Source organism: Methylobacterium currus (assembly GCF_003058325.1).
Lineage (GTDB): Bacteria > Pseudomonadota > Alphaproteobacteria > Rhizobiales > Beijerinckiaceae > Methylobacterium > Methylobacterium currus.
Genome location: NZ_CP028843.1, coordinates 2,069,106 through 2,086,968, shown reverse-complemented (window position 1 = coordinate 2,086,968; position 17,863 = coordinate 2,069,106). Strand labels below are relative to the sequence as shown.

The 17,863-nt window shown below is 69.9% G+C and carries 19 protein-coding genes; 11 read left to right on the top strand and 8 right to left on the bottom strand.

Features of this window, described 5'->3' with window-relative positions:
- Positions 1-15: 15 nt before the first annotated feature.
- A complete protein-coding gene (locus DA075_RS09800) occupies positions 16-312 on the top strand; it encodes a hypothetical protein (protein WP_099953043.1) in 297 nt (98 codons plus the stop codon).
- Positions 313-943: 631 nt separating this feature from the next.
- Here DA075_RS09800 and rpe read toward each other — a convergent pair.
- From rpe to DA075_RS09750, 8 genes are all read right to left on the bottom strand, one after another.
- Complete coding sequence (gene rpe / locus DA075_RS09785; RefSeq protein ID WP_099953040.1) at positions 944-1,627, bottom strand: ribulose-phosphate 3-epimerase; 684 nt, start codon at positions 1,625-1,627, stop codon at positions 944-946.
- A 77-nt stretch (positions 1,628-1,704) separates the two neighbouring features.
- Entirely contained in the window at positions 1,705-1,983 is a 279-nt protein-coding gene (gene infA / locus DA075_RS09780; protein ID WP_048429304.1) for a translation initiation factor IF-1, read from the bottom strand.
- A 253-nt stretch (positions 1,984-2,236) separates the two neighbouring features.
- Complete coding sequence (locus DA075_RS09775) at positions 2,237-3,364, bottom strand: branched-chain amino acid ABC transporter substrate-binding protein (protein WP_099953039.1); 1,128 nt, start codon at positions 3,362-3,364, stop codon at positions 2,237-2,239.
- Positions 3,365-3,524: 160 nt separating this feature from the next.
- Complete coding sequence (locus DA075_RS09770) at positions 3,525-3,872, bottom strand: DUF6867 family protein (protein WP_099953038.1); 348 nt, start codon at positions 3,870-3,872, stop codon at positions 3,525-3,527.
- A complete protein-coding gene (locus tag DA075_RS09765; RefSeq protein WP_099953037.1) occupies positions 3,872-4,654 on the bottom strand; it encodes an ABC transporter ATP-binding protein in 783 nt (260 codons plus the stop codon). Before DA075_RS09765 ends, DA075_RS09770 begins: the two co-directional genes overlap by 1 nt.
- Positions 4,651-5,511 (bottom strand): ABC transporter ATP-binding protein, encoded by an 861-nt coding sequence (locus DA075_RS09760; protein WP_099953036.1) that lies wholly within the window; start codon positions 5,509-5,511, stop codon positions 4,651-4,653. Before DA075_RS09760 ends, DA075_RS09765 begins: the two co-directional genes overlap by 4 nt.
- Positions 5,511-6,929 carry a high-affinity branched-chain amino acid ABC transporter permease LivM gene (livM, locus tag DA075_RS09755; RefSeq protein ID WP_099953035.1) on the bottom strand — a complete coding sequence of 473 codons (1,419 nt, stop codon included), beginning with the start codon at positions 6,927-6,929 and terminating at the stop codon, positions 5,511-5,513. Before livM ends, DA075_RS09760 begins: the two co-directional genes overlap by 1 nt.
- Entirely contained in the window at positions 6,929-7,849 is a 921-nt protein-coding gene (locus DA075_RS09750; RefSeq protein WP_099953034.1) for a branched-chain amino acid ABC transporter permease, read from the bottom strand. Before DA075_RS09750 ends, livM begins: the two co-directional genes overlap by 1 nt.
- Before the next feature lie 226 nt (positions 7,850-8,075).
- On the opposite strand from DA075_RS09750, the gene DA075_RS09745 reads away from it, so the two are divergent.
- The 10 genes from DA075_RS09745 to DA075_RS09700 all read left to right on the top strand — a co-directional run bounded on the left by DA075_RS09745 (position 8,076) and on the right by DA075_RS09700 (position 17,861).
- Complete coding sequence (locus tag DA075_RS09745) at positions 8,076-8,519, top strand: SRPBCC family protein (RefSeq protein WP_099953033.1); 444 nt, start codon at positions 8,076-8,078, stop codon at positions 8,517-8,519.
- A 294-nt stretch (positions 8,520-8,813) separates the two neighbouring features.
- Complete coding sequence (locus DA075_RS09740) at positions 8,814-9,308, top strand: (2Fe-2S)-binding protein (protein WP_099953032.1); 495 nt, start codon at positions 8,814-8,816, stop codon at positions 9,306-9,308.
- Positions 9,309-9,601: 293 nt separating this feature from the next.
- Entirely contained in the window at positions 9,602-11,971 is a 2,370-nt protein-coding gene (locus DA075_RS09735; protein WP_099953031.1) for a xanthine dehydrogenase family protein molybdopterin-binding subunit, read from the top strand.
- 19 nt (positions 11,972-11,990) lie between these two features.
- Positions 11,991-12,791, top strand: coding sequence for an FAD binding domain-containing protein (locus DA075_RS09730; RefSeq protein WP_099953030.1), 801 nt, complete (start codon positions 11,991-11,993; stop codon positions 12,789-12,791).
- 295 nt (positions 12,792-13,086) lie between these two features.
- Complete coding sequence (locus tag DA075_RS09725; protein ID WP_099953029.1) at positions 13,087-13,989, top strand: AAA family ATPase; 903 nt, start codon at positions 13,087-13,089, stop codon at positions 13,987-13,989.
- Complete coding sequence (locus DA075_RS09720; RefSeq protein ID WP_099953028.1) at positions 13,986-15,194, top strand: vWA domain-containing protein; 1,209 nt, start codon at positions 13,986-13,988, stop codon at positions 15,192-15,194. The genes DA075_RS09725 and DA075_RS09720 overlap by 4 nt, the downstream gene beginning before the upstream one ends.
- Positions 15,195-15,240: 46 nt before the next feature.
- Entirely contained in the window at positions 15,241-15,564 is a 324-nt protein-coding gene (locus DA075_RS09715; RefSeq protein ID WP_048452524.1) for an XdhC family protein, read from the top strand.
- Positions 15,561-16,259 (top strand): XdhC family protein, encoded by a 699-nt coding sequence (locus DA075_RS09710; protein WP_099953027.1) that lies wholly within the window; start codon positions 15,561-15,563, stop codon positions 16,257-16,259. The genes DA075_RS09715 and DA075_RS09710 overlap by 4 nt, the downstream gene beginning before the upstream one ends.
- Positions 16,256-17,275 (top strand): molybdopterin-binding protein, encoded by a 1,020-nt coding sequence (locus tag DA075_RS09705; RefSeq protein WP_099953026.1) that lies wholly within the window; start codon positions 16,256-16,258, stop codon positions 17,273-17,275. The genes DA075_RS09710 and DA075_RS09705 overlap by 4 nt, the downstream gene beginning before the upstream one ends.
- Positions 17,265-17,861 (top strand): nucleotidyltransferase family protein, encoded by a 597-nt coding sequence (locus DA075_RS09700; protein ID WP_099953025.1) that lies wholly within the window; start codon positions 17,265-17,267, stop codon positions 17,859-17,861. The genes DA075_RS09705 and DA075_RS09700 overlap by 11 nt, the downstream gene beginning before the upstream one ends.
- Positions 17,862-17,863 lie beyond the last annotated feature (2 nt).

Here is a 17,863-nt window from a genome sequence, read left to right as displayed (position 1 = left end):
GGGCCCGGATCGCGGATGGCGAGCGGGCTGCAACCCGACGAGGAGGGTGAGGAGGACGGCGACGAGGAGCGCGAGCGGGCGCAGCTTGCCCGCGACATCCTCGTCCACAACGAGCAGGTGAAGCTGACCGCCAACCTGATGAATATCGGGGCCGCCGGCTTCGCCATCACGGGCATCGTCGCCCCGCTCACCGCCGCCATGGCAACGACGGGCCGCGTCACTGCGCTCACCCTCGCGCTGATGGCCGTTTGGTTCGTGCTCGGCGTTGGTCTACACTTCGGTGCGAGGCTGACGTTGACGACCCTGCGATGATGAGCCTGACGACCTACGCCCTGATTCTGGTGCCATGTCTCGTCGGCGGTGCCGCGGTGCTCGGCGTGGTTGCGGTGCGCCGATCCGCCGCCCGGCTCGACCGGCGGAAGGCGCGGATCGCGGCGGAGGCCATACCGCCGAGAGGCCCGCGGGCGCATCCAAGGGCGATTCGGCGGGTCGCCGGGCGCTGACGCAGCCGTGCAGGATGGTCGCATCAGGTTTCGCGTCGATCCGTACGAAAGTCCCGCGCCGCCGGGACAGGTCTGGTCAGATCGCTGACGCGACGCGGAAGCCGGCGTCACCAAATGCTGCGGGGGGCCGGCTCCGCGTGGACACGGCGGCCTTCCGGGTCTCGAGCCTCGCTGCGGAGATGTCGTCCCGCTCCGACGCCCTGTCTGGCCAAGCGACGAGGTTCATCGAGTCGGTCGGGCGCATGTGAAGGCGCAGCATGCGGCGGCAGGAATCATGGCCTCGACCGGCGCTGTCCTGCCGATCGCTCGACCGCCCGAACTCTGCTCTGCCTGCTGATCTGTCGCGGCTCGCTCTCGTCCAGGCGAGCCGAGCGCGGCGCCACGCCTTCGGAACGCGGCGTGGCGTTCTCTACCGCGAGATCATCGGATCCGCGGCTGGATCACACCCACTGCCCCATCGCCCCCTCCGCCGCCCGGCGGATCGCCGCGATGTTGCCGGCATAGGCCTCGCGCCCGCCCTTGAAGGTGGCCGAGCCCGCGACGAGGGCGTTCGCCCCCGCCTTCACGACCGCCGGCGCCGTCTCCGGCGTCACGCCGCCATCGACTTCGATGTCGATGTCGCGGCCGGCGGTCATGGCGCGCACCCGCGACACCGTCTCGCAGACCGAGCCGATGAAGCTCTGGCCGCCGAAGCCCGGATTGACGGTCATGCACAGCACGAGGTCGACCATGTCGAGCACCGGCTCGACCAGGCTCGCCGGCGAGCCCGGGTTGATCGCCACGCCCGCCTTCTTGCCGAGCGCCCGGATGGTCTGGAGCGAGCGGTGCAGGTGCGGCCCGGCCTCGGCATGGACCGTGATGATGTCGGCGCCCGCTTCCGCGAAGGCTGCAAGGTAGGGGTCGGCCGGGGCGATCATCAGGTGGACGTCGAACACCGCATTCGTGTGCGGGCGCAGCGCCTTCACCACCACCGGGCCGAAGGTGAGGTTCGGCACGAAATGGCCGTCCATCACGTCGATATGGACCCAGTCGGCCCCGGCCGCGACGACGTCGCGGACCTCCTCGCCGAGCCGGGCGAAGTCGGCCGACAGGATCGAGGGGGCGATCACCAGGGGACGCGTCATGGGGGTCTTCCTCAGATGTGCGAAAGGCCAGGGTTCATCACCCCGGCCCCCTGCGAGTCACGGTTACGGACGAGAACTCAGCGCCGGCGGAACTGGCTGCCGCCGCGGAACGGCGGGCGGGGCCCCGAGGAGCGCTCGTCCTTGTGGCGGAACACCAGACGGCCCTTTTCGAGGTCGTAGGGCGACATCTCGACGGTGACCCGATCGCCGGCCAGAGTCTTGATGCGGTTCTTCTTCATCTTGCCGGCCGTGTAGGCCACGATCTCGTGGCCCTGGTCGAGCTGCACGCGGTAACGCGCGTCCGGCAGGATCTCGAGCACGAGACCGTCGAACTGCATCAACTCTTCTTTCGCCATTCACACTCTCCGCCCGGGTCGCCGTCGCGGTCGGCGCCACCGGGAGCACATTGTCAGAATTCGATCGCGACGCGGCCGGCCGTACGGGTGCTCGGCCGAGGTGCCGGGCGCGCTGATGGCCTTGTAACGCTCACCGTGCATGTAAGGTGAGGCGATGGGACGCGCAAGCCGGGCTCGTGACGAACACACGGCTTCGTCAACGCGAAAAGGCCCGGCGCGCGGGGCGCCGGGCCGGCCCGACGGATCGGGTGCGTTACTGGGTCATCTCGTTGCCGGTGTAATCGATCCGGCCATCGCCGCCCTTCTTCCACATGTACATCACGTAGTCGGGACGGGTGATGTCACCCTTCTTGTCGTAGGAGATGTCGCCGATCACGGTCTTGAACGGCTTGCCCTCGAGCATGTAGCCCGCAACCTTCTTGCCGTCGGTCGACTTGGTGGCCTCCATGGCGGCCTTCAGGATCTGGACGGCGGCGTAGGAGTACAGGGTGTAGGCCTCGGGATCGATGTTGCGGGCCTTGAAGGCCGCCACGACGTCCTTGGCGTTCGGGTTCTTGCGGGCATCCGGCGAGAAGGTCATCAGCGTGCCGTCGGCGCCCGGGCCGGCGATCTGGGCGAATTCCTTGTCGGTGATGCCGTCGCCGCTCATCAGCGGGGCGTTGAGGCCCTGGTCGCGCATCTGGCGCACGATCAGGCCGGCCTCGGTGTGCAGGCCGCCGTAATAGACCACGTCGGCCTTGGCCTGCTTCAGCTTCGAGACCAGGGCGGAATAATCCTTCTCGCCCGGGTTGATGCCCTCGAACAGCACGTCCTTGCCGCCCTTGGACTTCAGGGTCTTCAGGGTCTCGTCGGCGAGGCCGCGGCCGTAGGGCGTCTTGTCGTGCACGAAGGCGATGTTCTTGCCCTTGAACTTCTCGGCGAGCCAGGTGCCGGCGACCGCGCCCTGCTGGTCGTCGCGGCCGCAGGTGCGGAAGGTATTCCACAGCTTGCGGTCGGTGTATTTCGGGTTGGTCGAGGCCGGGGTGATCTCGACGATGCCGGATTCGGCGTAGACGTCCGAGGCCGGGATCGAGACGCCGGAATTGAAGTGGCCGACCACGGCCTTCACGCCCTCGGCGGCGAACTTGTTGGCGACCGACACGCCCTGCTTCGGGTCGGAGGCGTCGTCGCCGATGACCAGGACGATCTTCTGGCCGTTGATGCCGCCGGCCTTGTTGATGTCGGTGACGGCCTGCTCGGCGCCGTTCTTGAGCTGGGCGCCGAAGGCGGCGTTGTTGCCGGTGATCGGGCCGGCGACGCCGATCTTGATCTGGGCCTGCGCCGATCCGGCCCAGGCGAGGCCGGCCGCGAGGGCGAAGCCGGCCAGTAGCGTGCGCTTCATCTCAGTACTCCTCTGGATCGACGGGAAACGTCGGGCTCGCGGGCCCTTTCGGCCGGGAGACCGGGGCGTGGGGACCCCGGATCGGTGTGCCGGGGCGGATTGCCCCGGGATCATTCGCCAGGTTCCCGCGCCGCAGGGCACGGGGGAGGGCGCTCAGGCGCTAGGCCTTCGCCCGCCAGGAGAGCGGACCGCTGCGCTCGTAGAGCCAGCGGTATTGCGTCGTCATCTGCCGCGCGCGGGTGGTGCGGTAGCCGGCCGAGCCGATGATCAGCAGCACGATCGTGTCGACCACGTAGTAGTGCGGCGACAGGAAGGTTCCCTCGAACAGGGCGTGGTGGATGAAGCGCACGGCGACGCCGAGCAGGAGAAGCGACAGGATCGCCTGCCAGTAAGGCCGCCAGCCGAGCGCGATGCCGCGCCCGATCATCCAGGCCATCCAGCCGCCCATCACCACCGTGACGAGGAGGAAGAGCCAGATCGTGCTCTCCTCGTAGAGGATCCCCTGCATCAGTGCCGTCCCCCCTCGAGATAGGCGGCCTTCACGGACGGGTCGTCGAGGAGCTGCTTGCCGGTGCCCGACATGGTGATCGTGCCCGTCACCATGACGTAGCCGCGATGCGCCAGCTTGAGGGCGTGGTAGGCGTTCTGCTCGACGAGGAAGACCGTCATGCCGTCGCGCTCGTTGAGCTCCTTGATGGCGGAGAAGATCTGCTTGACGATGAGCGGCGCCAGCCCGAGCGACGGCTCGTCGAGCATCAGGAGCCGCGGCCGGCTCATCAGCGCGCGGGCGATCGCCAGCATCTGCTGCTCGCCACCGGACATCGTGCCGCCGCGCTGGTGGAGCCGCTCCTTCAGGCGCGGGAACATCGCGCAGACCCGCTCCAGATCCTGCTCGAAATGGGCGCCGCCATTGACGGCCGCTCCCATCTGCAGGTTCTCGTAGACGGTCATCCGCGGGAAGATGCGGCGTCCCTCCGGCGACTGCGCCAGGTTGAGGCGGGCGATCTCGTGGGTCGGCATCCGGGTGATGTCCCGGCCCGCATAGGTGATCGTGCCCTCCCGCGCCCGGGGGCTGCCGAAGATCGTCATCATCAGGGTCGACTTGCCGGCCCCGTTCGCCCCGATCAGGGTGACGATCTCGCCCTCGTTGACGTCGAGATCGACGCCCTTGAGCGCGATGATGTTGCCGTAATAGGTCTTGACCCCGCGCACGGTGAGGAGCGGGGCCCGGGTGCCGGCGGCCCGGGCGCGGGTCTCGTCCACCAGGACGTTGATGCCGGCCACGCTCATACTCCCACCTCCGCCTCGACCTGCTCCACCTCCTCGTCCTCGACGCCCAGATAGGCGGCGATGACGCTCTGGTCGCTCTGGATCTCCGAGGGCGTGCCGTCGGCGATCTTGGTGCCGTAATCGAGCACCACGACGTGGTCGGAGATCTCCATCACCACCGACATGTCGTGCTCGATCAGGAGCACTGAGGTGTCGTGGTCGTCGCGGATCGCCCGCAGCAGGTCGTTGAGCAGCAGGGATTCCCGCGGATTGAGGCCGGCGGCCGGCTCGTCGAGGCAGAGCAGGACCGGATCGGTGCACATGGCGCGGGCGATCTCGAGCCGGCGCTGGTCGCCATAGGGCAGGTCGCCCGCCGGATCGTCGGCGCGATGGATCAGGTGAATGCGCTCGAGCCACGCCTTCGCCTTCTCGATCGCCGCCTTCTCGGCCCGCCGGTAGGTCGGCAGGCCGAGGAGCCCGGCGATCGTGTAGCCGGAGGCCAGCATCAGGGGATTGTGCTGGGCCACCAGCAGGTTCTCCAGCACGGTCATGCCGGTGAACAGGCGGATGTTCTGGAACGTGCGGGCGACGTGCGCCCGCCGGTTCACCGCGTAGCCGGGCAGCTGCTCGAGCAGGAACTCCGCGCCGTCGCGGTGGCGCAGGGTCATCATGCCCTCGGTCGGCTTGTAGAAGCCGGTGATGCAGTTGAAGACCGTGGTCTTGCCGGCGCCGTTCGGGCCGATCAGCGCGGTGATGTCGCCGCGGCCGGCGCGGAACGACAGGTCGTTGACGGCGACGAGGCCGCCGAAGCGCATGGTGACGTGGTCGACCGTCAGGACCGGGTCGGCCATGCGGGGGGAGGCGAGGGTATCGGCCATCAGCCGTGGCCCTCCTTCACGAGGGAGCCTGAGATGCGCTTGCGCTCCTTGAGCACGATCGAGGGCGAGCGTTCGGAGATCAGGCCGCGGGGGCGCCAGATCATCATCACCACCATGGCGAGGCCGAACAGGAGCAGGCGGTACTCGCTCGGATCGAAGCCTTCGCCGAACACCGCCTTGAGGAAGCCGAGGTTGCGCAGGAGCTCCGGCCCGCCGACCATCGCGACCGCCGCGACCGCGACGCCGATCTGCGAGCCCATCCCGCCGAGGACCACGATCGCCAGGATGATCGCGCTCTCGAGGAAGTTGAAGCTTTCCGGGCTGACGAAGCCCTGGCGCACCGCGAAGAACGACCCGGCGAAGCCCCCGAACATCGCGCCCAGCGCGAAGGCCGTGAGCTTGGTGTTGGTGGTGTTGATCCCGAGCGAGCGGCAGGCGATCTCGTCCTCGCGCAGCGCCTCCCAGGCCCGGCCGATCGGCAGGCGCCGCAGGCGAAGCGTCACGCCGTTGGTGATCAGCGCGAGCGCCAGGATCAGGTAATAGAGGAAGACCACCCGGTGCATCGGGTTGAAGTCGAGCCCGAACTTTGCCGCGAAGCCGTCCTCGTCCGCCGTGAACGGGATCCCGAAGAAGGTGGCGCGGGGGATCGACGAGATGCCCGCCGCGCCGCCCGAGAAGTCGACCCAGTTGATCAGGACGAGCCGGATGATCTCGCCGAAGGCCAGCGTCACGATGGCGAGGTAGTCGCCGCGCAACCGCAGGACCGGGAAGCCCAGCACCATGCCCCACAGGCCCGCGAACAGGCCGGCGAGCGGCAGGCAGATCCAGAACGACAGGCCGAACACCGTCGACAGCAGGGCATAGGAATAGGCGCCGACGGCGTAGAAGGCGACGTAGCCGAGATCGAGGAGCCCGGCGAGGCCGACCACGATGTTGAGGCCCCAGCCCAGCATCACGTAGGTCAGGATCAGGATGCCGAGGTCGATCCAGTAGCGCGATTCGCCCAGGCCCCCGGTGCCCAGAACCGCCAGCAGCGGGAAGGCCAGCGTCACCCCGAGGAAGGCCGGCAGGGCGTAAGCCGAGACCTTCTGCGAGGCGTTCGGCGTGGCGTCGACCGCCTCCGTCGCCTGGGCCGGCGAGGGCGTGAGCGCCCGCCGCGCGTCGCGGTTGGCGAGGATCAGCCTTTGGCTTAGCCGCACCACGAAGACGAGGCCGCACAGGATCGCGACGAGGCCCCAGCGGGGCACGAGGTCCAGGGCGGAGGTCTGGCTGAGGTCGGTGCGGAAGGCGACGATCGGGACGCAGAGCCCGAAGGTCACGAGCGCGAACAGAGCCGCGTCCTTGACGATCGCCGCCATGTCGGCGGCGCCGCGGTCGGCGGCGGAGGTCGCCGCCACGGTGTTGGCCGGGTTCGCCATCAGACCTTCTCGACCTCGGGCCGGCCGAGGATGCCGGACGGCATGAAGATGAGCACGATCGCGAGGATCGAGAACGCCGCCACGTCCTTGTACTCGATGGAGAAATACGCCGACCAGAAGGTCTCGACGAGACCGATGAGGAGGCCGCCGAGCACCGCGCCGGGCAGGCTGCCGATGCCGCCGAGAACCGCCGCGGTGAAGGCCTTCACGCCGGGCGTGAAGCCGTCGGAGAACGAGACCACGCCGTAATAGAGCAGGTACATCGTGCCGGCGACCGCGGCCAGGGCTGCGCCCAGCACGAAGGTGAGCGAGATCGTGCGGTCGACGTCGATGCCCAGCAAGGCGGCCATCTTGCGGTCCTGCTCGCAGGCGCGCTGCGCCCGGCCGAGCGGCGTCTTCTGCACCAGGTACCAGAACCCGGCGAGAAGGACGACCGTGGTCAGCATGATGATGATCTGCTTGTAGGAGAGCGCTACGGCGTAACCGTTATCTCCGGTCCACAGCGTGATCACGTCGCGCATCATCGGCGGCGTCGGCTTGTTGCGGGCGCCCTGCACCACCTGGACGAAGTTCGACAGGAAGATCGAGACGCCGATCGCCGAGATCAGCGGCGCGAGGCGAAACGAGCCGCGCAACGGCCGATAGGCGATGCGCTCGATCGCCCAGCCCCACAGGGCAGTCAGCACCATCGCGCAGATCAGCACGATGAGCAGCGCCAGCGCGATCGACGAGATGCCGAGCCAGGTCGTGACGATCAAGAAGGTGATCAGCGCAATGAAGGCCGAGAGCATGAACACGTCGCCATGCGCGAAGTTGATCATGCCGATGATACCGAAAACCATCGTGTATCCGATGGCGATGAGGCCGTAGATCGACCCAAGCGTCAGCCCGTTGATGAGCTGCTGCGCGAAGACCTCCATGCGGTCACGTTCTCCGTTCGCGGGCGTCCGGCCCGGGCCTCCCTGGCCGCGCCCCGTTCATGCGGGTGTCACGGCCGTCCCTTGGCGTGAGGCTTAGCAAGCACCGCACCACTCGACAATCCGGGGGTGCCGGGCGGGTGTGCGAAAGGCAGGCTGGTCCTGACGCTACGGCTCCGCTAGCCTTTCGGCGAAGCCCGTTTCACCACAACAAGGGGGGAGCGCCACCATGGCGATGACGATGACCGGCGAGGTCGTGCTGCCGGCCGACCAGCAGACCGTGTGGGAGAAGCTGAACGACCCGGAGGTGCTCAAGCGCTGCATCCCGGGCTGCGACACCCTCGAGAAGGTTGGGGACAACGAGCTGCAGGCCTCGGCGAAGATCGCGGTCGGCCCCGTGAAGGCGACGTTCAAGGGCAAGGTGACGCTGACCGACATCGACCCGCCGAACGGCTACCGCATCACCGGCGAGGGTCAGGGCGGCGTCGCCGGCTTCGCCAAGGGCGGGGCGGTAGTGCGCCTGGAGCCGGCCGGGGACGGCCAGACCAAGATGACCTACGACGTCGAGGCCAGCGTCGGCGGCAAGCTCGCCCAGCTCGGCGGCCGTCTCATCAACGGCGTCGCCAAGAAATACGCGGACAATTTCTTCGACACCTTCGCCAAGGAGGTCTAGGGGAACGGCGTCGCCGGCGAGACCTCGGCGGTCTGAGCCGGTTTTCGATTGCCCGCGATCAACTTGTTGCGAGGCGAATGGGCAGGATGCCGCGAACCGGCGGAAAACGGCCGGTTTGCGCGCCAAAAAGCCGAGGCGCCGCGCCTTGACCGGCGCTTCCGGCCGGTTGACACTCGAATTCGAGCGATTCCAGAGAGGCACGGCCGGCCCGGCCACCACGAGCGACAGGGTCCGACAGACAGGACCCGCGGGTCTTCGGCCAAGGTGTCCTGGGCCAGGAGGAGGACGTCACCCATGAGCGCTGTCAGCCTGACGGTGAACGGCAAGGCCGTGACCGCCGACATCGATCCACGCACGCTGCTGGTTCAGTACCTGCGCGAGAACCTTCGTCTCACCGGAACCCATGTCGGCTGCGACACCAGCCAGTGCGGCGCCTGCGTCGTCCATCTCGACGGCGAGGCGATCAAGGCCTGCACCGTGCTGGCGGTGCAGTGCGACGGCCGCTCCGTCACCACCATCGAGGGCCTGGCCTCCGGCGGCGAGCTGCACCCGATGCAGGCGGCCTTCCGCGAGCATCACGGCCTGCAATGCGGCTACTGCACCCCCGGCATGATCATGACCGCCGTGGATCTGGTCCGCCGCAAGGGCAACGCGCTGGACGAGCACACCATCCGGCACGAGCTGGAGGGCAACATCTGCCGCTGCACCGGCTACCACAACATCGTGAAGGCCATCGCGGCGGGCGCCGAGACCATGGCGTCCGAGCCGCACAAGGTCGCGGCGGAGTAGCACGACGCTGCCGATAACCCTCCCCCCTCTGCGGGGGAGGGTGCCCCGCGGAGCGGGGCGGCAGAGGGGAACCACGCTTCCGGAGAGGCCGCGCGCGTCAGGAAGGGCGCCCACTGGATCGGCGTCGCGCCGCCCCTCGCCCGGCTCGCTCCGCTCGCCACCCTCCCCGCAGGGGGGAGGGTTCATGACTTGCGCCATCTGCAAAAAACGTCCGCGCCATCCGGACCAAGAACAAGCAACGCCACGAAATAACGAGGCCGGCCCGCGAGGCCAGAACCGGGAGAGACACGCACATGACCGCCACGGGCATCGGCGCCTCGGTGCGCCGCAAGGAAGACCAGCGCTTCATCACCGGCAAGGGCCGCTACGTCGACGACTACAACCGCCCGGGCCAGGCCTACGCCTATTTCCTGCGCTCGCCGCACGCCCATGCGGAGATCCGCGGCATCGACACGGCGGCGGCCGCCGCGATGCCGGGCGTGGTCGGAATCCTGACCGGCGAGGACCTCGCGGCCGACAAGGTCGGCGGCCTGATCTGCGGCTGGATGATCCATTCCAAGGACGGCACGCCGATGAAGGCCGGAGCGCACCCGGCGCTCGCCCAGGGCAAGGTGCGCTACGTCGGCGACCATGTCGCGGTCGTCATCGCCGAGACCCTGGCCCAGGCCAAGGACGCCGCCGAGGCGATCAGCGTCGATTACACCGTGCTTCCCGCCGTGGTGGAGACCGCCAAGGCCGCGGGCGCCGGCACGGTGGTGCACGACGTCGCGCCCGACAACACCGTCTTCAACTGGCATCTCGGCAACCAGGCCGATGTCGAGGCCGCCTTCGCCCGCGCGGCGCATGTGACGAAGCTCGACATCGTCAACAACCGGCTGGTGCCGAACCCGATCGAGCCCCGCGCCGCCGTCGGCGAGTACGACGAGGCCGAGGAGGCCTTCACCCTTTACACGACGAGCCAGAACCCGCACGTCGCGCGGCTCGTGCTCTCGGCCTTCATCGGCATCGCGCCCGAGAACAAGCTGCGGGTGGTGGCGCCCGACGTCGGCGGCGGGTTCGGGTCGAAGATCTTCATCTACGCCGAGGAGACGGTCTGCGTCTGGGCGGCGAAGAAGGTCGGCCGGCCGGTGAAGTGGACCAGCGACCGCACCGAGGCCTTCCTCTGCGACGCGCATGGCCGCGACCACGTCACCCACGCGGAACTCGCGATGGACGAGGGCGGCAAGATCCTTGCCCTCAAGGTCCACACCGTCGCCAATCTCGGCGCCTACCTGTCGACCTTCTCGTCGTCGGTCCCGACCTACCTCTACGCGCCGCTCCTGTCGGGCCAGTACAACATCCCCGCGATCTACTGTGAGGTCGACGGGGTCTACACCAACACCGCGCCGGTCGATGCCTATCGCGGTGCCGGGCGGCCGGAGGCGACCTTCGTCATCGAGCGGCTGGTCGAGGTCGCGGCGCGCGAGCTGAACCAGGACCCGGCGAAGTTCCGGCGCAGGAACTACGTCAAGAGCTTCCCGCACCAGACGCCCGTCATCATGATGTACGACGGCGGCGACTATTCCGCCTCGCTCGACAAGGCGCTGGAGATCGCCGACCACAAGGGCTTCGCGCGGCGCCGGCGCGAGAGCGCCCGCAACGGCAAGCTGCGCGGCATCGGCTTCTCGTCCTATATCGAGGCCTGCGGCATCGCGCCCTCGCAGGCGGTGGGCTCCCTCGGCGCCGGCGTGGGCCTGTGGGAATCGGCCGAGGTGCGGGTGAACCCGACCGGCTCGATCGAGGTGCTGACCGGCTCGCACAGCCACGGGCAGGGCCACGAGACCACCTTCGCCCAGCTCGTCTCCGACCGGCTCGGCGTGCCGATCGAGAGCGTCACCATCGTGCACGGCGACACCGACAAGGTGCAGTTCGGCATGGGCACCTACGGCTCGCGCTCCGGCGCGGTCGGCATGTCGGCCATCGCCAAGGCGATCGACAAGGTAGTGGCCAAGGGCCGCAAGGTGGCGGCCTACGCGTTGGAGGCCGGCGAGGACGACATCGAGTTCAAGGACGGCCGCTTCTCGGTCGCCGGCACCGACAAGTCGCTCGCCTTCGGCGAGGTCGCGTTGCAAGCCTATGTCGCCCACAAGTTCAGCGGCGCCCAGCTCGAGCCCGGCCTGAAGGAGGGGGCGTTCTACGATCCCACCAACTTCACCTTCCCGGCGGGCATGCACATCTGCGAACTCGAGGTCGATCCGGAGACCGGCGTGGTCACGATCGAGCGCTTCACCGCGGTCGACGATTTCGGCAACGTCATCAACCCGATGATCGTCGAGGGCCAGGTCCATGGCGGCATCGCGCAGGGCGTCGGCCAGGCCCTGTTCGAGGGCGCGCTCTACGATTCGGACGGCCAGCTCGTCACCGCGAGCTTCATGGATTACCGCATGCCGCGGGCCGAGGACCTGCCCTCGTTCGAGGTCGGCATGACGGTGACGCCGTGCCCGTCGAACCCGCTCGGCATCAAGGGCTGCGGCGAGGCCGGCGCCATCGCGGCCCCGGCAGCGGTCATGAATGCGCTGACCGACGCGCTCGGCCACGAGAACATCGCGATGCCGGCCACGCCGCTCGCGGTGTGGCGGGCCGCGCAGGCGAGCCCCCACCTGCGCCCGGAAGCCGCGGAATAAGATCAGTCTGGAGAGCATCATGTACGCTTTCGCCTATCACCAGCCGACCAGCCTCAAGGAGGCCGTGAGCCTGCTCGCCGGCGAGGACGCCAAGCTCGTCGCCGGCGGCCACACCCTGATCCCGACGATGAAGCAGCGCCTGGCCGCGCCCGGCACGCTGATCGATCTCGGCAAGGTGCCGGATCTCGTCGGCATCGAGCGCAGCCCGCGCTCGATCACCATCGGGGCGATGACCACCCACGGCGCGGTCGCCGAATCGGCCGACGTCAAGGAGGCGATCCCGGCGCTCGCCGAACTCGCGGCGCTCATCGGCGACCCGGCGGTGCGCCATCGCGGCACGATCGGCGGCTCGGTCGCCAACAACGACCCGGCGGCGGATTACCCGGCGGCCTGCCTGGCGCTCGGCGCGACGATCAGCACCAACAAGCGCAAGCTCGCCGCCGAGGAGTACTTCACCGGCCTGTTCGAGACGGCGCTCGAGGAGGGCGAGATCGTCACCGGCGTCTCGTTCCCGATCCCGCACAAGGCGGCCTACGAGAAGTTCCGCAACCCGGCCTCGCGCTACGCCCTCGTCGGCGTGTTCGTCGCCAAGCGCCCGAGCGACATCCGCGTCACGGTGACCGGCGCCGGCTCGAACGGGGTTTTCCGCTGGACCGAGGCCGAGGAGGCCTTGGGCAAGCGCTTCGCCGCGAAGTCGCTGGAGGGGATGTCGCCGTCGGCGAGCGGCCTCAACAGCGACATCCATGCGGATGCGGCGTATCGCGCCCACCTGATCGGCGTGATGGCCCGCCGCGCGGTGCAGAAGGCGGCGGACCGGTAAGACGCTGGCCGAACCCTCCCCCCTCTGCGGGGGAGGGTGCCCCACGGAGTGGGACGGGAGAGGGGAGCGCGACGCTGATCCAGATCGCGCCCGCCAGAATGGTCGCGACCTCTCCGGAAGCGGCGTCCCCTCTTGCGGGACTTCGTCCCGCCCCGGCCCCCGCTGACGCGGGGGGGCCACCCTCCCCCGCAGAGGGCGGAGGGACTGGATCGGCGCGGTTCTGCTCCAATATCCATCGTCGACGTAAGACATCCCGGCGGAAGCCCACCGCCCCGCGAGAAGCCCCGTCCGCCGAATGAACCTCCCCACCTCCATCGACGCCACCCAGGCGCTGCTCTCCTCCGCCGGCTACGTCGCCGACCGGGCGCTCTCCACCGTGGTGTTCCTGTCGCTCAAGCTGAAGCGGCCGCTCTTTCTCGAAGGCGAGGCTGGGGTCGGCAAGACCGAGATCGCCAAGGTGCTGGCAAAGTCCCTCGGGCGGCCGCTGATCCGGCTGCAATGCTACGAGGGGCTCGACGTCGCGGCCGCCGTCTACGAGTGGAACTATGCCGGCCAGATGATGGCGATCCGCCTCGCCGAGGCCGGCGGCGCCGTCGACCGCGAGCGGCTCGAATCCGAACTGTTTTCCGAGCGTTACCTGATCCGCCGGCCGCTGCTCCAGGCCCTGGAGGCGGGGGCGGGCGGGGCGCCGGTGCTGCTGATCGACGAACTGGACCGTACCGACGAGGCCTTCGAGGCCTTCCTGCTGGAGGTCCTGTCCGACTTCCAGGTGACGATCCCGGAACTCGGCACGATCCGCGCGCCCGAGCCGCCGCTGGTGATCCTGACCTCGAACCGCACCCGCGAGATCCACGACGCGCTCAAGCGCCGCTGCCTCTACCACTGGGTCGATTACCCGGATGCGGAACGCGAATTGCAGATCCTGCGCACCCGTCTGCCGGGTGCGCCCGAGGCCCTGTCGCGCCAGGTCGTCGCCTTCGTGCAGGCGATCCGCAAGGAGGACCTGTTCAAGGCGCCGGGCGTCGCCGAGACCCTGGACTGGGCGACCGCTCTCGTCGAGCTCGACGCCGTCGCCCTCGACCCGACGCTGGTCATCGACACGCTCGGCGTGCTGCTGAAGTACCAGGACGACATCCAGGCGATGCAGGGCGGGCGCGCCAAGGCGCTCCTCGACGAGGTGAGATCGTCCGCCGGATGAGCGAAGGTCACCCGGGCAAAGGCCGGCTTCCCGACAACATCGCCTACTTCGCCCGGGCCCTGCGCGCCGCCGGCGTGCCGGTCGGGCCCGGCGACGTGATCGACGCCGTCGAGGCGGTCGAGGCCGCCGCCATCGGCAGCCGCGAGGATTTCTACTGGACGCTGCACGCCGTGCTGGTGCGCCGCCACGAGCACTCGGCCCTGTTCGCCGAGGCCTTCCGGCTGTTCTGGCGCCGGCGCGACCTCATCGAGAAGATGATCGCCCAGATGTCGCCGGTCGCCCCCGACATGGCGCAGCCCAAACCCCCGAATGCCGGGGCGCTCAGGGTGCAGGAGGCGCTGTCGCCGAAGACGGAGCGGCCCAAGCCCAGGATCACGGAAGAAGACCTCACCACCGTCACCCTGTCGGTGTCGCAGGCCGAGGTGCTGAAGGCCAAGGACTTCGCCCAGATGAGCGCGGAGGAGGTGGCGCAGGCGCGCCGGCTCATCGGCGCGCTCCGGCTGCCCGACGACGCGACCCGCACGCGGCGGTTCGAGGCGCGCCCGCGCGGACGCATCGACCCGCGCCGCAGCTTCCAGCGCACGGTGCGGGCGGGCGGCGCCATCGACCTCGCCTTCCGGGCACCGCGGGAGCGCCCGCCGCCGATCGTCGCGCTCTGCGACATCTCCGGCTCGATGGCCGAGTATTCCCGCCTGTTCCTGCATTTCCTGCACGCGCTCTCCGAGCAGCGCCGGGTGCACAGCTTCGTCTTCGCGACGCGGCTCACCAACATCACCCGCGAGCTGACCCGCCGCGACCCCGACGAGGCGCTCGCCCGCGCCAGCGCCCGGGCCCAGGACTGGGAGGGCGGCACCCGCATCGCCGAGGCCCTGCACCTGTTCAACCGGCACTGGTCGCGCCGGGTGCTCGGCGGCGGCGCCGTGGTGCTGCTGTTCACCGACGGGCTCGAGCGCGAGGTGACGCCGGAGCTGACCCACGAGATGGATCGCCTGCGCCGCTCATGCCGGCGCCTGGTCTGGCTCAACCCGCTGCTGCGCTTCGAAGGATTCTCGGCGCGGGCGAGCGGCATCCGGGCGATGCTGCCCCATGTCGACGATTTCCGGCCGATCCACAGCCTGTCGGCGATGGCCGACCTCTGCCGCGCGCTCGGCGCACACCAGCCGCGCGGCCGCGCGCCGAAGGCGTGGTTGCGCGAGGCCGGCTGACACCTAACTCTTGCAACGGGGCTCGCCAGTCCCGGAGACTTTTCCCATGCTGTCGACAGACACCGACATCCTCGCTACTGCCGAGGCCTGGCGCGAGGCCGGCCGCGGCGTGGCTCTGGCCACCGTGATCGAGACCTGGGGCTCGGCCCCGCGCCCGGTCGGCTCGCACCTGATCATCGACCAGGAGGGCAACTTCCTCGGCTCGGTCTCGGGTGGCTGCGTCGAGGGCGCGGTCATCGCCGAGGCCGCCGACGTGATCGAGGACGGCAAGCCCCGGGTGCTCGAATTCGGCGTCGCCGACGAGACCGCCTGGCGGGTCGGCCTGTCCTGCGGCGGGCGCATCCGCGTGCTGGTCGAGCCGGTCGCGTGAGGCTCGACATCCTGCGGGAGATGAACCGGGAGCGCGCCGCCCGCCGCGCCGTCATCCTGGTCACCAACACCGCCGACGGCGCCCAGCGCCTGGTGCGGGAGGCCGAGGTCCACGCCGATCCATTGGCGTCCGAGCTGTCGGCGCGGTTCCGATCGGGCAAGAGCGGGATCGTCGAGGCGGAGGGGCAGGCGCTGTTCCTCACCGTACAGGTGCCGCCGCCGCGCCTCGTCGTCATCGGCGCGGTCCATATCAGCCAGGCCCTCGCCCCGATGGCGCAGGCGACGGAGCTCGACGTCGCGATCATCGATCCGCGCACCGCCTTCGCGACGCCGGAGCGCTTTCCCGATGTGACGCTGCTGCCGCTCTGGCCGGACGACGCCCTGGCACAGCTGCCGCCGCTCGACCGCTACACCGCGCTCGCGGCCCTGACCCACGATCCGAAGATCGACGATCCGGCCCTCGTCGCGGCGCTCAAGGCCGAATGCTTCTATGTCGGGGCGCTGGGCTCCCGGAAGACGCATGGGCGGCGCGTCGAGCGCCTGACGGCCGCCGGCTTGAGCGACGAGCAGATCGGCCGCATCGCCGCGCCGATCGGTCTCGACATCGGCGCCGTCAGCCCGGCCGAGATCGCCGTCTCGGTGCTGGCCCAGGTGATCGCGGCGTTGCGCCAGGACCGGCGCCGGTCGCCCGCATGAGGTTCGGCCCGGTTCCGATTACCCAGGCCACCGGGCTGATCGCCGCCCACTCGGTCCGCGCCGGCGACGCGGTGGTGAAGAAGGGCCGGCCGATCGGCGCCGAGGATGCGGCGCGGCTTGAGGCCGCGGGCATCGCCGAGGTTGTGGCAGTGGCGCTCGAACCGGGCGATGTCGGCGAGGACGAGGCGGCCAAGACGCTTGCTGCCGCCGTGGCGGGGCCGGGCGTCACCGTCGAGCCGCCCTTCACCGGCCGGTCGAACCTGCACGCGTCGCAGGCGGGCCTGCTCGTCCTCGACGAGGCCGCAATCACGGCAATCAACCGCATCGACGAGTCGGTGACCCTGGCGACCCTGGTGCCGTTCAAGCCGGTGGTGCCCGGCGAGATGGTGGCGACGGTCAAGATCATTCCCTACGCCGTGCCGGGCGCGGTGCTGGAGCGGGCGCTCGACGCGGCGGCCCCGGCGATCCGGATCGCGCCCTATTGCCTGACCCGGGTGGCGGCGATCTCGACCCTGCTGCCCGGCCTGAAGCCGAGCGTCGTCGACAAGACCCTGCGCACCCTGGAGGCCCGCCTGAGCCCCGCCGGGGCCCGGATCGTGGCCGAGACCCGCGTTCCGCACGAGGCCGGCGCCGTGGCGCGGGCCTTGCGCGAGGCGATCGAGCGCGACGGTGCGGACCTCGCGGTGGTGTTCGGCGCTTCGGCCATCGCCGACCGGCGCGACGTCATCCCGGCCGGGATCGAGGCCGCCGGCGGCGTGGTCGATCATCTCGGCATGCCGGTCGATCCCGGCAACCTGCTGCTGCTCGGGCGCCTGGGGGACGCACCGGTGATCGGCGCCCCCGGCTGTGCCCGCTCGCCGAAGGAGAACGGCTTCGACTGGGTGTTGCAGCGCCTCCTCGCCGGCCTCCCCGTCACCCGCGACGACATCGTCGGCTTCGGGGTCGGCGGGCTGCTGATGGAGATCGTGTCTCGGCCCCAGCCGCGGGACGGCGGGGAGAGCGCGGATGAGGCCTGAGCCGGTCGGCACGGTGCTGCTCGCCGCCGGCCGCGGCACCCGCTTCGGCGCGAGCCCGAAGCTGTTGAGCCTTCTCGACGGCAAGCCGCTGGTGCGCCATGCGGCGCAGGCGGCGGTGGCGGCGGATCTCGGGCCGGTCGTGGCGGTGCTCGGCCATGCGGGCGCGGAGGTCCGCGCGGCGCTCGCCGGGCTGCCGCTGACCCTGGTCGACAACCCCGATTATGCGGCTGGCCTCTCGACCTCGCTCCGCACCGGGCTCGGCGCCCTGCCGGACGACGTCGGGGCGGCGTTCGTGCTCCTCGGCGACATGCCGCGGGTCGGGCCTCTCCTGCTGGCGCAGCTCGCCGAGGCGTTCCGCGCCGCGCCCGTCGCCCCCTCCGCGGTCGTGCCGGTGCGGGACGGGCAGCGCGGCAACCCGGTGCTGCTCAACCGCCGGCTCCTCGGCCCTGGCCTCGCGGCGCTGACCGGCGACCGCGGCGCCGGCCCGCTGCTGGCGCGGCGCGACGACGTGCTGGACTTGCCGGTGGACGAGGCCGGCGTGCTGATCGACGTGGATACGCCGGCGGCCCTGGCGGGCCTGTCGTAAGG

What these genes read in the sequence shown, in the direction of transcription:
- infA (WP_048429304.1), bottom strand. Translation starts at nt 1,983, where the DNA reads ATGGCGAAAGAAGAGTTGATGCAGTTCGACGGTCTCGTGCTCGAGATC.
- rpe (WP_099953040.1), bottom strand. Translation starts at nt 1,627, where the DNA reads ATGACGCGTCCCCTGGTGATCGCCCCCTCGATCCTGTCGGCCGACTTC.
- DA075_RS09700 (WP_099953025.1), top strand. Translation starts at nt 17,265, where the DNA reads ATGAGGCCTGAGCCGGTCGGCACGGTGCTGCTCGCCGCCGGCCGCGGC.
- DA075_RS09760 (WP_099953036.1), bottom strand. Translation starts at nt 5,511, where the DNA reads ATGGCCGATACCCTCGCCTCCCCCCGCATGGCCGACCCGGTCCTGACG.
- DA075_RS09740 (WP_099953032.1), top strand. Translation starts at nt 8,814, where the DNA reads ATGAGCGCTGTCAGCCTGACGGTGAACGGCAAGGCCGTGACCGCCGAC.
- DA075_RS09765 (WP_099953037.1), bottom strand. Translation starts at nt 4,654, where the DNA reads ATGAGCGTGGCCGGCATCAACGTCCTGGTGGACGAGACCCGCGCCCGG.
- DA075_RS09800 (WP_099953043.1), top strand. Translation starts at nt 16, where the DNA reads ATGGCGAGCGGGCTGCAACCCGACGAGGAGGGTGAGGAGGACGGCGAC.
- DA075_RS09720 (WP_099953028.1), top strand. Translation starts at nt 13,986, where the DNA reads ATGAGCGAAGGTCACCCGGGCAAAGGCCGGCTTCCCGACAACATCGCC.
- DA075_RS09735 (WP_099953031.1), top strand. Translation starts at nt 9,602, where the DNA reads ATGACCGCCACGGGCATCGGCGCCTCGGTGCGCCGCAAGGAAGACCAG.
- DA075_RS09745 (WP_099953033.1), top strand. Translation starts at nt 8,076, where the DNA reads ATGGCGATGACGATGACCGGCGAGGTCGTGCTGCCGGCCGACCAGCAG.
- DA075_RS09705 (WP_099953026.1), top strand. Translation starts at nt 16,256, where the DNA reads ATGAGGTTCGGCCCGGTTCCGATTACCCAGGCCACCGGGCTGATCGCC.
- DA075_RS09715 (WP_048452524.1), top strand. Translation starts at nt 15,241, where the DNA reads ATGCTGTCGACAGACACCGACATCCTCGCTACTGCCGAGGCCTGGCGC.
- DA075_RS09775 (WP_099953039.1), bottom strand. Translation starts at nt 3,364, where the DNA reads ATGAAGCGCACGCTACTGGCCGGCTTCGCCCTCGCGGCCGGCCTCGCC.
- DA075_RS09750 (WP_099953034.1), bottom strand. Translation starts at nt 7,849, where the DNA reads ATGGAGGTCTTCGCGCAGCAGCTCATCAACGGGCTGACGCTTGGGTCG.
- DA075_RS09770 (WP_099953038.1), bottom strand. Translation starts at nt 3,872, where the DNA reads ATGCAGGGGATCCTCTACGAGGAGAGCACGATCTGGCTCTTCCTCCTC.
- DA075_RS09725 (WP_099953029.1), top strand. Translation starts at nt 13,087, where the DNA reads ATGAACCTCCCCACCTCCATCGACGCCACCCAGGCGCTGCTCTCCTCC.
- DA075_RS09730 (WP_099953030.1), top strand. Translation starts at nt 11,991, where the DNA reads ATGTACGCTTTCGCCTATCACCAGCCGACCAGCCTCAAGGAGGCCGTG.
- livM (WP_099953035.1), bottom strand. Translation starts at nt 6,929, where the DNA reads ATGGCGAACCCGGCCAACACCGTGGCGGCGACCTCCGCCGCCGACCGC.